Source organism: Aeromicrobium sp. (assembly GCF_036676885.1).
Lineage (GTDB): Bacteria > Actinomycetota > Actinomycetes > Propionibacteriales > Nocardioidaceae > Aeromicrobium.
In genome coordinates this window covers 1-11,607 of sequence record NZ_JAKFCB010000372.1, presented here as the reverse complement: position 1 = coordinate 11,607, position 11,607 = coordinate 1, and the positions used below count along the sequence as shown (strand labels likewise).

General features: G+C 70.8%; 13 protein-coding genes and 1 pseudogene. 9 read left to right on the top strand and 5 right to left on the bottom strand.

The window, feature by feature from the left end; genetic code table 11:
- From V6M46_RS17670 to V6M46_RS17660, 3 genes are all read left to right on the top strand, one after another.
- On the top strand, nucleotides 1–268 hold a 268-nt coding region (locus V6M46_RS17670; protein ID WP_332667495.1), incomplete at its 5' end, for a trehalose-6-phosphate synthase.
- Nucleotides 269–368: 100 nt separating this feature from the next.
- On the top strand, nucleotides 369–965 hold the full coding sequence (locus tag V6M46_RS17665) for a GNAT family N-acetyltransferase (protein WP_332667493.1): 597 nt from the start codon (nucleotides 369–371) through the stop codon (nucleotides 963–965).
- 64 nt (nucleotides 966–1,029) lie between these two features.
- Nucleotides 1,030–1,662 (top strand): hemerythrin domain-containing protein, encoded by a 633-nt coding sequence (locus tag V6M46_RS17660; protein WP_332667491.1) that lies wholly within the window; start codon nucleotides 1,030–1,032, stop codon nucleotides 1,660–1,662.
- Between the two features lie 2 nt (nucleotides 1,663–1,664).
- On the opposite strand, the gene V6M46_RS17655 is transcribed toward V6M46_RS17660, so the two are convergent.
- Together V6M46_RS17655 and V6M46_RS17650 are read right to left on the bottom strand one after the other, a co-directional pair.
- The gene (locus tag V6M46_RS17655; RefSeq protein ID WP_332667489.1) at nucleotides 1,665–2,057 is read right to left on the bottom strand and encodes an OsmC family protein; all 393 of its coding nucleotides are present in this window, start codon (nucleotides 2,055–2,057) and stop codon (nucleotides 1,665–1,667) included.
- Between the two features lie 16 nt (nucleotides 2,058–2,073).
- Nucleotides 2,074–2,541 carry an Lrp/AsnC family transcriptional regulator gene (locus V6M46_RS17650; RefSeq protein WP_332667487.1) on the bottom strand — a complete coding sequence of 156 codons (468 nt, stop codon included), beginning with the start codon at nucleotides 2,539–2,541 and terminating at the stop codon, nucleotides 2,074–2,076.
- 133 nt (nucleotides 2,542–2,674) lie between these two features.
- Between V6M46_RS17650 and ald the strand changes: the two genes are divergently transcribed.
- On the top strand, nucleotides 2,675–3,784 hold the full coding sequence (gene ald / locus V6M46_RS17645) for an alanine dehydrogenase (RefSeq protein ID WP_332667485.1): 1,110 nt from the start codon (nucleotides 2,675–2,677) through the stop codon (nucleotides 3,782–3,784).
- Nucleotides 3,785–3,848: 64 nt separating this feature from the next.
- Here the strand turns inward: ald and V6M46_RS17640 are convergent, their stop codons facing one another.
- The gene (locus tag V6M46_RS17640) at nucleotides 3,849–5,063 is read right to left on the bottom strand and encodes an MFS transporter (RefSeq protein WP_332667483.1); all 1,215 of its coding nucleotides are present in this window, start codon (nucleotides 5,061–5,063) and stop codon (nucleotides 3,849–3,851) included.
- 44 nt (nucleotides 5,064–5,107) lie between these two features.
- Between V6M46_RS17640 and V6M46_RS17635 the strand changes: the two genes are divergently transcribed.
- Genes V6M46_RS17635 through V6M46_RS17615 form a run of 5 tightly spaced genes read left to right on the top strand, consistent with a single transcriptional unit; the run spans nucleotide 5,108 to nucleotide 10,153 of the window.
- Nucleotides 5,108–6,262, top strand: a complete 1,155-nt coding sequence (locus V6M46_RS17635; protein WP_332667481.1) for an MFS transporter — start codon at nucleotides 5,108–5,110, stop codon at nucleotides 6,260–6,262.
- A complete protein-coding gene (locus tag V6M46_RS17630; protein WP_332667479.1) occupies nucleotides 6,259–6,972 on the top strand; it encodes a uracil-DNA glycosylase in 714 nt (237 codons plus the stop codon). Before V6M46_RS17635 ends, V6M46_RS17630 begins: the two co-directional genes overlap by 4 nt.
- A gap of 4 nt (nucleotides 6,973–6,976) precedes the next feature.
- The gene (locus V6M46_RS17625; protein ID WP_332667478.1) at nucleotides 6,977–8,110 is read left to right on the top strand and encodes an AI-2E family transporter; all 1,134 of its coding nucleotides are present in this window, start codon (nucleotides 6,977–6,979) and stop codon (nucleotides 8,108–8,110) included.
- Between the two features lie 9 nt (nucleotides 8,111–8,119).
- Nucleotides 8,120–9,484, top strand: a complete 1,365-nt coding sequence (locus tag V6M46_RS17620) for an FAD-binding oxidoreductase (RefSeq protein WP_332667476.1) — start codon at nucleotides 8,120–8,122, stop codon at nucleotides 9,482–9,484.
- A gap of 36 nt (nucleotides 9,485–9,520) precedes the next feature.
- Nucleotides 9,521–10,153: an IclR family transcriptional regulator gene (locus tag V6M46_RS17615; RefSeq protein WP_332667474.1), complete on the top strand. Its 633-nt coding sequence runs from the start codon at nucleotides 9,521–9,523 to the stop codon at nucleotides 10,151–10,153.
- A gap of 61 nt (nucleotides 10,154–10,214) precedes the next feature.
- Here the strand turns inward: V6M46_RS17615 and fahA are convergent, their stop codons facing one another.
- Complete coding sequence (gene fahA, locus V6M46_RS17610) at nucleotides 10,215–11,363, bottom strand: fumarylacetoacetase (protein ID WP_332667472.1); 1,149 nt, start codon at nucleotides 11,361–11,363, stop codon at nucleotides 10,215–10,217.
- A pseudogene (locus tag V6M46_RS17605) lies at nucleotides 11,360–11,607 on the bottom strand (hypothetical protein); the annotation flags it as partial. The gene fahA and the pseudogene V6M46_RS17605, both read right to left, overlap by 4 nt.

The following is an 11,607-nucleotide window of genomic DNA, read 5'->3' as shown; positions in this document are numbered from 1 at the left end:
CGACGACCGCGGCGCGCTGGTGCTGAGCGAGTTCGCCGGTGCGGCGTCCGAGCTCAAGTCGGCCTACCAGGTCAACCCGCACGACATCAACGGCATGAAGAGCATGATGCTCGAGGCGATCAATGCCAGCCCGCGCGAGAACGCCCGCCGGATGAAGGCCATGCGCAAGCAGGTCGTCGAGAACGACATCGACCTGTGGGCGGCCAACTTCCTGCGCGAGCTGACGTCGGTTCGCAACCCCCACCTCAAGAACCCCCGCCCCGTCTGACCCACTCGCCGGTCGAGCAGCCGACCGAGCTCTGCGAGGGAGGCGTATCGAGAACCGCGAGCCGAGTGCTCGCGTGGACGCTCTCGGTAGGTTGGCGGGCATGAGCGTGAGCCCCGAGGACTACTACGCAGCGCCGACCCTCGTGGGCAAGCATGTCCGGCTCGAGCACCTCGAACCCCGTCATGCGCCGGGAGTGCTCGGCGCCGCGGACGACGACGAGGTGTTCGCCTGGCAGGCGTTCGGCCGGCCCGTCTCGATCGAGCAGGCCGAGGCACTCGTCGGGCTCTACCTGACCCGCCCGGGCACGATCCCGTGGGTCCAGGTCGACCAGGCCTCGGGTGAGGTCGCGGGCCTCACGACGTACTACGACATCGACCCCGCCGTCCGCACCGTCGCGATCGGCTCGACCTGGCTCGCCCGGCGGTTCTGGCGCACCGGCGTCAACACCGAGGCCAAGCTCCTGCTGCTGCGCCACGCGTTCGACGACCTGGACTGCGCACGGGTCGTCTGGCACGTCGACATCCTCAACGAGCGGTCGCAGGCCGCGGTCGCACGGATCGGCGGCGTCCGCGAGGGTGTGCTGCGCAAGCACCGGATCCGGCGCGACGGGTCATGGCGCGACACCGTGCTGTTCTCGATGACCGACGACGAATGGCCCGCGGCCCGCGACGCGCTCGAGGAGCGGCTGGCCCGCTGAGCATTCACAGATGCCCGGTGCAGTAGCACCATGGGGGTGACGTACGACATGGATTGAGGTCCCCATGACTGAGCACCTGACCATGAACACGGTCATCCACGCGGCGATCAGACGAGACGTCGCTCGCTTCGACGCAGCACTGGCGGCGTTCCCGGACGGCTCACACCAACGCGCAGAGGAGCTGGCTCGCGCGTGGAAGAACTTCGCGTCCCAGATCCACCATCACCATGAGGACGAGGAGACGATCTTCTGGCCGGCGTTCAGGGCACTCGGCGCGGACGAGTCCCTGGTCACCGACCTCGACGGCGAGCACGAGCGCATGCAGGGTGCGCTGACCGTCGCCGACTCCGTCATGCAGGAGTTCCGCACGGCGCCCACGGCCTCGAACGCCGAGGCCGCACGAGCGGCGATCGCCGCCCTCAGCACGGTGCTCACGGAGCACTTCACGCACGAGGAGCGCGACCTCGAGCCCTTTGCCGCCGCGCACCGCGAGACGCCGGAGATCAAGCAGGCGCAGGTCGCGGTCCGCAAGACGCACAAGGGCGTCGCCGGCACGTTCGCGGCGTGGCTCCTCGACGGCGCCGACGACGACGCGAAGGCGCGGCTCCGAAAGGAGATCCCGCCGCCCGTGCTGTTCGTCCTGACCCGCATCCCCGGTCGCCACTACAACCGCGACATCGCCTCGGTCTGGCGCTGAACCTAGCGGACCGTGACGGGGAACCCGTTGCGCACGGCGGCCAGGACCGTCGAGACCTCGACTGCCTCGTCGATCAGCGCTGCCGCGTTGACGCCCTCGGGGACCGAGAGGCGGATGGCGACGTCGGCCGACGTGACGAGCCCGTTGTCGATCTCGACCGACACGTCGACCTGGACGTCGTCGATCGTGTCGTTGCGGATCGCCGCGACGTAGCGCACGTCATTCGCGAGGCAGCCGCCGATCGCGAGGGCGAGCAGCTGCCCGCCGTTCATCCCGGCCCCCGCTCCACCGGCGACGCCGGCCGGCCGGTCGACGACCACGGCGTGGCCGCCGGTGCGCCCCTCGGCGGCCTGCGTGCCGGGGATCGTCCGGAACGCCGCCTCGACGGTCGTCATGGTTCGCTTCGCTCGCTCACTCAGCCAGTCTGCCCCTTTTGTGCTCGAATATCAGGTTGGTCTCGGTCAGCGCGACCTCCGGAGCCGAGCTCAGGTTGTCGACGACGAACGCCCGCAGGTCGTCAGGATCCTGCGCCGCCACGTGCACGTGGAAGTCGTCCGCGCCGGCCAGGAAGTAGACGTTCATCACCTCCTGCATGCCCGCGAGCCGGTCGGAGAACTCGTTGATCGCACCGCGGGCATCACCGCGCAGACGGACCGCGATCATCGCCTGGATGGGCCGGCCGATCCAGGCCGGATCGACCTCGGCGTGGAAGCCGGCGATGACGCCACGCTCGACCAGGCTGCGCAAACGGGTCAGGCACGTGGAGGCCGCGATGCCGACCTTCTCGGCGAGCGCGTTGTTGGGGAGCCGGCCCTGGCTGCGCAACGCGGCGACGATCCGCTGGTCGATGTCGTCGAGCTCGCGAACATGATTCGGCATGGGTGCTCCTGGAGGCGGTGTTTCCGCGTGATTGACAGTAGATGACGATCATACAGAATCTTCTTCGTCCAGTTGCACATGATTCCGCAGTTGATTCACCATGGAAGCAATATTCCGTCTGAAGGAGCACGTCATGCTGGTCGGTGTCCCCCGCGAGGTCAAGAATCACGAGTATCGCGTCGCCATCACGCCCGCCGGGGTCCATGAGCTGACCCGGCACGGCCACGACGTCGTCATCGAGCACAGCGCCGGCCTCGGCTCGTCGATCACCGACGACGAGTACCTCGCCGCCGGCGCCAAGATCCTCGACACCGCCGACGCTGTGTGGGCCGAGGCCGAGCTGGTGCTCAAGGTCAAGGAGCCCATCGCCGAGGAGTACGCCCGCATGCGCCGCGGTCAGACCCTGTTCACGTACCTCCACCTCGCCGCGAGCCGTGAGTGCACCGATGCGCTGCTGTCGGCCGGCACGACCTCGATCGCGTACGAGACCGTGCAGCTGCCGGACCGCTCGCTGCCCTTGCTGGCGCCGATGTCCGAGGTCGCCGGCAAGCTCGCCCCGCAGGTCGGGTTCTACCACCTGATGCGCAGCGGCGGCGGCCGTGGCGTGCTCCCCGGCGGCGTGCCCGGCGTCCACCCCGCTGATGTCGTGGTGATCGGTGCCGGGGTCTCCGGCGTCAATGCCGCACAGGTCGCGCACGGCATGGGCGCCCGCGTCCAGATCCTCGACCTCAACGTCGCGCGCCTGCGCCAGGTCGACGCCCAGTTCGGCGGCGCCATCACGACCGTCGCCTCCAACGCGTACGCGATCGAGAAGGCCGTACGCGAGGCCGACCTCGTCGTCGGCGCGGTGCTGGTGCCCGGCGCCAAGGCCCCCAAGCTCGTCACCGACGAGCTCGTCGCGACGATGCGTCCCGGATCGGTGCTGGTCGACATCGCGATCGACCAGGGTGGCTGCTTCGAGAGCTCGCACGCGACGACGCATGACAACCCGACCTTCAAGGTCCATGACTCGGTGTTCTACTGCGTCGCCAACATGCCCGGCGCCGTGCCGCACACCTCGACGTACGCGCTGACCAATGTGACGCTGCCCTACGCCGTGGCGCTCGCGGACAAGGGTTGGCAGAAGGCCGTGACCGACGATGCCGCACTCGCCGGTGGCCTGAGCACGCACGACGGGCACCTCGTCAACGCCGCCGTCGGTGACGCCCTCGACCTCGAGGTCACGCCGCTCTCGGCACTCTGAGCGCGCCCGTTGCGTCATAGGAACTGAGGCCTCCGGGCCACGGTTCTTATGACGCAACGGCAGGTCAGGGCGTGTAGGGCCGGGCTTCCCGCAGCGCCTTGTTGGCGACTCCGGCGAGCAGCACCGCAACGCCTGCGGCGCCGACCGTCACGGCGAACGCCGGCGTGTGGCCGCCGTCGTCGGCGAGGCGCCCGGCGATCGACGCGCCGAGGGCGTACCCGATGCCGGTCGAACCCGCGAGCAGCGTCATGGCGGTGCCGACACGGTGGACCGGCACCAGGATGCCGGCAAGGGCGAAGTTGCTGATCATGTAGGGCGCCACGGCGAATCCCAGCAGCGCGATGACGAAGATCAACGAGCCGATCGAGTCTACGAGCAGCAGCGGCAGCGACAGCGCCAGGAGGCCGACGGCCGCGACCAACATGCGCGTGGCGTAGAGGACGCGCTCGGGCAGGGCGGCGATCGCGAGTCCGGCGGTGACGCTGCCGATGCCCAGCACCGCGTGGATCAGGCCGGCGCTGCCCGCGTGCCCGTCGGCCGTCGCCAGCACCGCGGTGCCGGTCTGGACGCTGCCGAAGATCGCGCCGATGCACAGCTGCGCCACGACGAGCACGGCGAACGCGATCGACCACAGCGGCTCGGTCCCGGAGCCGCCGGTCGTCGTGCGCTTGGCCACGAGCTCGGAGGTCCAGTGGACCGCGAACCACGAACCGAACACGGCCAGGAGGGCCGCCGCGGCCAGCAGCGCGCCGGCGGGCTCGGCGATGATCGCCAGCACGCCGATCATCGCGGGACCGAGCACGAAGGACGCCTCGTCCGCCGCGCCCTCGTACGAGAACGCCGCGTCGACGAGCCGGCGCTGGTCGCCCTCGTCCCGGGTGATGGGGCGCCACCGCACCCGCGCCAGCGGACCGACCTGCGGGATCGCGAAGCCGGTGAGCGCTGCCGCGGCGAAGATCAGCCCGCGCGAGGCATCGGGGTCCGTCACCAGGACGACTCCGGCCAGCCCGGCCGCCCCGAGGAGCGACTGCACCAGCACGACAGGGCGCTGCCCGATGCGATCCGCGAGGGCCCCGGCAAGCGGGGAGCCGATCGCGTTCGCGATCGCGAGGATGCCGGCCGCGGCGCCGCCCGCGCCATAGCTGTCGAGCTCGGAGCTCACCAGCACCAGGACGCCGAGCTGGCTCATGGCAAGCGGGATGCGCCCGAGGAAGGCTACGAAGATGTAGGCGGGCCCGACGATCCGCAGGAGAGCGCGGTAGGCGGCGATTGCTGACACAGCCTGACAACTGTAGGGCAACGCCTTTCTCGTAGGGTCGGAGCATGCCGCCGTCCGCCGCGCGAAGGTCGACCTTCGCGATCTTCGCGCTCAACGGCTTCCTCCTCGGCATGTGGGTCGTCCACATCCCCGAGATCCTCGAGCGCACGGGCGCCAGCACCGTGGTCCTCGGCTACCTGCTGCTGCTCCTGGGCGGCACGGCCCTGCTCGGCATGCAGGTCGGCGGCCGGCTCATCGACCGGTTCGGCAGCCGGGTCGTCGCGGTCGTGGCCGGGCTCGCGCTGAGCGCCTGCCTCGTGGGGCCGGGTCTGGCCACCAGCGTTCCGACCCTTGCGATCGCGCTCGGCCTGCTCGGGGCGTTCAACGGTGTCATCGACGTGGCCCAGAACGCCCAGGCCGTCGAGGTCGAGCGGGCGTACGGGCGGCCGATCATCAGCGGGTTCCACGCATTCTTCTCCCTCGGTGGTCTCGTCGCCGCGCTGGTCGGCGGCGGGCTGATCGCCCTCGACACCGACGTACGCCTGACCCTCTCGGCCGCCGGCGCACTCGGCCTCCTCGTCACCCTCGCCGCCCGGCCCGCACTGCTCCCGCCGGCACCGGGCACGACGCGCGAGTCAGGCGCCCCGCGGGTCCGCGCACCGTGGACGCTGCGCGTCGTCGTCCTCTCCCTGCTGGCGTTCATGCTCCTGCTGTCCGAGGGCGTCGCGTACGACTGGAGCACGGTCCACCTGCATGACTCGCTCGGCACGAGCAAGTCGGTCGCGGCGTGGGCCTTCGGCGCCTTCTCGATCACCATGACCGTCGTACGCCTGGTGGCCGACCGGATCGTCGCGCGGATCGGTGCCGCGGCGTACGTCCAGCGGGCTGCGCTCATCGGTGCGTTCGGGCTCACCGGTGCGGCGCTCGCCCCCAACGCCACCGTGGCGATCATCGCGTGGGCGGTGTTCGGGGTCGGCCTGGCGGGCTGCGTGCCGCAGTTCTTCAGCGCCGCGGGCAACATCGACCCCGCCGCGGCCGGCACCTACCTCGCCCGCGTCACCGGCATGGGCTACCTGGGCCTGCTCGCGGGGCCCGCGATCATCGGCATCCTCACCAACTGGGTGTCGCTGACCACGGCGTTCACCGTGCCGATCGTCGGGTGCCTGATCGCCGGGCTCCTCGCGCCATCCGCCCTGCGCACGGAGAAGGCAAAGACATGACGAGACCGCTCCACGAGATCATGGCGCCTGACTGGGCCGAGGCGCTGGCTCCGGTCGCCGACCGGATCGCCGCGATGGGACAGTTCCTCCGCGAGGAGATCGCCGCCGGGCGGCCCTACCTCCCGGCCGGCGACCACATCCTGCGGGCGTTCGCCGAACCGATGGCCGACGTACGGGTGCTCATCACCGGGCAGGACCCCTATCCCACGCCCGGCCACCCCGTGGGGTTGTCGTTCTCGGTCGCGCCGGACGTACGCCCACTCCCCCGCAGCCTGGTCAACATCTTCACCGAGCTCGAGGCCGACCTCGGCATCCCGCGGTCCCCCTCCGGCGACCTGACGCCGTGGTCCAGGCAGGGTGTGCTGCTGCTCAACCGGGTCCTGACGGTGCGCCCCGGCACGCCGGCCAGCCACCGCGGCAAGGGGTGGGAAGCGGTCACCGAGCAGGCCATCCGGGCCCTCGTCACACGGGGCACGCCGCTCGTCGCGATCCTGTGGGGCCGCGACGCGCAGGGCCTCGCCCCGATGCTGGGCGACGTCCCGCGCATCGAGTCGGTGCACCCCAGTCCCCTGTCGGCCTCACGCGGGTTCTTCGGCTCCAAGCCGTTCAGCCGGGCCAACGAGCTGCTCGTCGCGCAGGGCGCCGCGCCAGTCGACTGGCGACTGGAGCGGCCAGGAGACAGCAACCCGGACCGTGTGCCCCTAGGCTGAGCGCGTGGCAGAGAACAAGCAGATCCGCGACCGCGCGGTCGTCATCGATGAGGGGCTCGCCCACCTCCAGCGCTGGGGCCTGCGCATCATCATCATCGCTGTCGCGGCCTGGATCCTCGGCCAGCTGATCGGCACGATCTGGATCGTGCTCTACCCCGTCGCCCTGGCGACGATCGTCACGACGGTCCTCGGCCCGGCTGCCGGGTGGCTGCGCTCGAAGGGCTGGCCGTCCGCGCTCGCCGCCGCGGTCATCGTGCTGGGGTTCATCAGCGTCGTCGTGGGGATCATCGCGGTCCTCACACCGCAGGTCGCCGGCCAGGCCAGCGAGGTCGCAGCGGGGGCGTCCGACGGCCTCCAGAAGATCCGCGACTGGGTCACCGGCGAACCCCTCAACCTGTCCGAGGGCCAGATCACCCGCGCGATCGAGGCGGTCCAGGGCAAGCTCGCCGAGAGCGCCAGCGCGATCAGCTCGGGCGTCTTCTCCACGATCGGCACCGCGACGTCGGTCATCGTCAACCTCGTGCTGGTCCTGATGCTGACGTTCTTCTTCGTCAAGGACGGCCACAAGTTCCTGCCGTGGGTCCAGACGATCGGCGGCCAGCGGGCCGGCGTCCACCTCGTCGAGGTGCTGCAGCGGGCGTGGGACACGCTCGGCGGCTTCATCCGTACGCAGAGCCTCGTCGCGCTCATCGATGCCGTCATCATCGGCGCCGGCCTGGCGATCCTCGGATCGCCCCTGGCCGTGCCGCTGGCGGTCGTGACGTTCTTCGGCGCGTACATCCCGATCATCGGTGCGTTCGTCAGCGGCGCCCTCGCCGTGCTGGTCACCCTCGTCACGAACGGCACCAACGATGCGCTGATCGCCCTCGGCATCGTCGTCGCGGTGCAGCAGCTCGAGGGCAACGTCCTCTCACCGTGGCTGCAGGGCAAGAACATGAACCTCCACCCGGCCGTCGTGCTCCTGTCGGTCACGGCCGGCGGCTCGCTGTTCGGCGTCACCGGCGCATTCCTCGCGGTGCCGGTCGTCGCGACGGTCGCCGAGGTGCTGCGCTACCTCAACGAGCACATCGACGAATCGGTGTCGGTGCTGGCGCCCAAGCAGGACTCCGAGTCCGCGGAGACCCTCGCCGAGGACTGACGGCCACCCGTGACGCCCGACCTCGATGCGCTCGCCGCCCAGCTGCCCGACGGCGCGCTGCTGGTCGACCCGGACCGGATGGACGGCTATCGCTGGGATCGCGCCAACGACCCAGGAGCCGGTGTCCCCCTCGCGGTCGTACGCGCGACGAGCACCGAGGACGTGCAGGCGTCCGTACGCTTCGCCGCCCAGCACGGCCTCGCGGTCGTGCCGCGCGGCGCCGGGTCGGGACTGTCGGGCGGGGCTTCGGCCCTCGACGGCTGCCTCGTCATCTCGCTGGAGCGCATGCGGGCGGTCGAGGTCGACCCGGTGACCCGCATCGCCGTCGTCGAGCCCGGCGCGTTCAACGCCGACGTCAAGGCGGCCGCGGCCGAGCACGGCCTCTGGTACCCGCCGGACCCCTCGTCGTACGAGATCTGCTCGATCGGCGGCAATGTCGCGACCAACGCCGGCGGCCTGTGCTGCGTCAAGTACGGCGTGACGACCGACTACGTCCTCGGGCTGACGGTGGTCCTGGCCGACGGCACCGCGGTCGAGCTCGGCGGGCCGCGGCTCAAGGACGCCGCCGGGCTGTCGCTGACCAAGCTGTTCGTCGGCAGCGAGGGGACGCTCGGCGTCATCACCCGCATCGTGCTCCGGCTCGTGCCGGCGCAGCGACCGCCCTGCACCCTCGTGGCGACCTTCGCCTCGCTCGATGACGCGACCCGGACGGTCCTCGACATCACGCGTCGCATGCGGCCGGCGATGCTCGAGCTCATGGATCGCGCCTCGATCAACGCCGTCGAGGACATCACCAGGATGGGCCTGGACCGCACCGCCGAGGCGATGTTGGTGGTGCAGTCCGACGAGCCGGCGACCCACGGCACCGCTGAGATCGCCGCGGTCACCGCGATCTGCGAGACCAACCACAGCACCGAGGTGTTCTCGACCGACGACGCGGAGACGGGCGACGCGTTCGTCGTCGCCCGCCGCATGGTCATCCCGGCCCTGGAGCAGAAGGGCTCGCTGCTGCTGGAGGATGTCGGCGTGCCGCTGCCCGAGCTCGGCGCCCTCGTCCGCGGCATCGAGGCGATCGCCGCCAAGCACGGCATCACGATCGCCGTCGTGGCCCATGCCGGCGACGGCAACACGCACCCCCTGATCGTGTTCGACGCGATGGACGACGACGAGACCGCGCGGGCGCAAGAGGCATACGGGCAGGTCATGGACCTCGCGATCGGCCTGGGCGGCACGATCACCGGCGAGCACGGCGTGGGGCGGCTCAAGAAGCCCTGGCTGCCGGCATACCTCGGGCCCGACGTCATGGACCTCACCCGACGGGTCAAGGCGGCACTCGATCCGCAGGGCATCCTCAATCCCGGCGCCATGCTCTGACGCCTGCGACACTTCAACGACCGACGAGGAGGACCGATGGCAGCCGAGACCGCGCAGACGCTCGACCGCGGGCTGCGCATCCTGTCGCTCGTCGCGGGGTCGGACTCACGGTTCACGATCAACGAGATCGCCGAGTCGCTCGGCATCAGCCGCACGGTGGCCTACCGGCTGATCGTCACGCTCGAGGAGCATGACCTGCTGCATCGCGACGCGCAGGGCCGCATCGGCGCCGGCTTCGGGATGATGGCGTTCCGCAACGCGTACCTGCCGGAGCTCAAGTCACGCGCCACCCCGGCGCTCACCCGGTTGGCCGATGCCAGCGGCGCCACGGCGCACCTGACGATCGCCGACGGTGACGACGCCGTCGCCCTGGTCGTGGTCGAGCCGAGCCGCAGCGACATGCACGTGGCCTACCGGGTCGGCGCGCGCCATCGCCTCGACACGGGCGCGGCCGGCAAGGCGATCCTGCTGGGTCGCGGCGATGTCGGCGGCGTCGCGAGCACGTCCGGCGAGCTCCAGCCCGGTGCTGCCGGGTTGGCCGCGCCGGTGCGGGGTGTGCCGGGCCTCGAGGCGTCGGTCGGCATCGTCAGCCTGCACGACATCGACGCCTCCACCGTTGAACCCCTCGTCCTCGAGGCGGCGCGGGCCGTCGCCAAAGCCCTCGCCTGAACCCCGCTGGGAGTGACGATCTGCAGGCTCGTCTCGGCGTGTCGCCTGCACAACGTCACGCTCAGCGGGGGGTGATGGTGCCTTCGACCTCGCCGAGGGTGATCGTGCCGGCGGTGGCGCGGATGGTGACGGTGTCGCCGTCCTGAAGGTATGTGCGGGTGCTGCCGTCGTCGAGGGTGAAGGGCTCGTTGCCGCCCCACGACAGCTCCAGGAGCGATCCGCGTTGATCGCGTTCGGGGCCGGAGATCGTGCCGGAGCCGTAGAGGTCTCCCGTACGCAGCGACGCACCGTTGACCGTCATGTGGGCCAGCATCTGGGCGGGCGACCAGTACATCGAGGCGTACGGGGGCCGTGACACCACCGACCCGTTGATGACGACCTCGAGGTCGATCGCATAGCCGGCCGGCTCGGCGACTCGCAAATAGTCGAGCGGTTCGGGGTCCTGCCCGGGCAGCGGCACGCGCGAGTCCTCCAGCGCCGCCAGCGGGGTGATCCACGGCGAGATCGAGGTGGCGAACGACTTGCCGAGGAACGGGCCCAGCGGGACGTACTCCCAGGCCTGGATGTCGCGCGCCGACCAGTCGTTGAGCAGCGTGACGCCGAAGACGTGGTCGGCGAGCGCCGTGATGGGCACGGGCTCCCCCATCGTGCTCGGCACCCCGACCACGAATCCCAGCTCGGCCTCAATGTCGAGCGCCTGCGACGGCCCGAACGCCGGACGCCCGTCCGGGCCCGGACGGCGCTGGCCCTGGGGCCGCACGACCGGGGTGCCCGACGGGACGACCGTCCCGGCCCGGCCGTGATAGCCGACCGGCAGGTGCCGCCAGTTGGGCAGCAGCGGCTCGGCGTCGGGCCGGAAGATCTTGCCGACGTTGGACGCGTGGTTGAGCGAGGCGTAGAAGTCGACGTAGTCGGCGACCGCGAACGGCATCCGCGGCTCGACCTCGGCGAGCGGAATGCGCGATGCCGACGAGTCGGCCAGGGTGGCCTGCAGCCACGAACGTACGACCGCCCAGACCCCCGGCCCGGCCGCCATCAACGGCGCGAGGCCGGGACCAGCGAGCACCGCCGGATCGAACGGCGGCGCTGAAGACGCCGCCAGGCCAGCGAGGTCGATGACGTCGTCCCCGAGGCGTACGACGACGAGGTCGCGACCCTGATGCGCCACGACGCCGTAGGGCAGGTGATCCAGCCCGAATCCATGGCTCATGACATCAGCTCCAGGTCGACGAGGTCTTCGTAGGGCTCGGTGACACCGCAGCACCCGAAGCCGCGGAACGTACGACGCACGGCGGCCCCGTCCGAGGCGCTCCAGGAGCGCACGGCATCCGCCAGCGCAGCGCCATCGCGACTCGCGAGAACCGCGGCAGCATCGTCGACGGTGGAGCCGGCCAGCAGTCCGTGCACCGCGACCATGATGTTGAGGAACCCGTGCTGCTCGAAGCCCGTGCCGG

What these genes read in the sequence shown, in the direction of transcription:
- V6M46_RS17665 (WP_332667493.1), top strand. Translation starts at nt 369, where the DNA reads ATGAGCGTGAGCCCCGAGGACTACTACGCAGCGCCGACCCTCGTGGGC.
- ald (WP_332667485.1), top strand. Translation starts at nt 2,675, where the DNA reads ATGCTGGTCGGTGTCCCCCGCGAGGTCAAGAATCACGAGTATCGCGTC.
- V6M46_RS17615 (WP_332667474.1), top strand. Translation starts at nt 9,521, where the DNA reads ATGGCAGCCGAGACCGCGCAGACGCTCGACCGCGGGCTGCGCATCCTG.
- V6M46_RS17630 (WP_332667479.1), top strand. Translation starts at nt 6,259, where the DNA reads ATGACGAGACCGCTCCACGAGATCATGGCGCCTGACTGGGCCGAGGCG.
- V6M46_RS17650 (WP_332667487.1), bottom strand. Translation starts at nt 2,541, where the DNA reads ATGCCGAATCATGTTCGCGAGCTCGACGACATCGACCAGCGGATCGTC.
- V6M46_RS17635 (WP_332667481.1), top strand. Translation starts at nt 5,108, where the DNA reads ATGCCGCCGTCCGCCGCGCGAAGGTCGACCTTCGCGATCTTCGCGCTC.
- V6M46_RS17660 (WP_332667491.1), top strand. Translation starts at nt 1,030, where the DNA reads ATGACTGAGCACCTGACCATGAACACGGTCATCCACGCGGCGATCAGA.
- V6M46_RS17655 (WP_332667489.1), bottom strand. Translation starts at nt 2,057, where the DNA reads ATGACGACCGTCGAGGCGGCGTTCCGGACGATCCCCGGCACGCAGGCC.
- fahA (WP_332667472.1), bottom strand. Translation starts at nt 11,363, where the DNA reads ATGAGCCATGGATTCGGGCTGGATCACCTGCCCTACGGCGTCGTGGCG.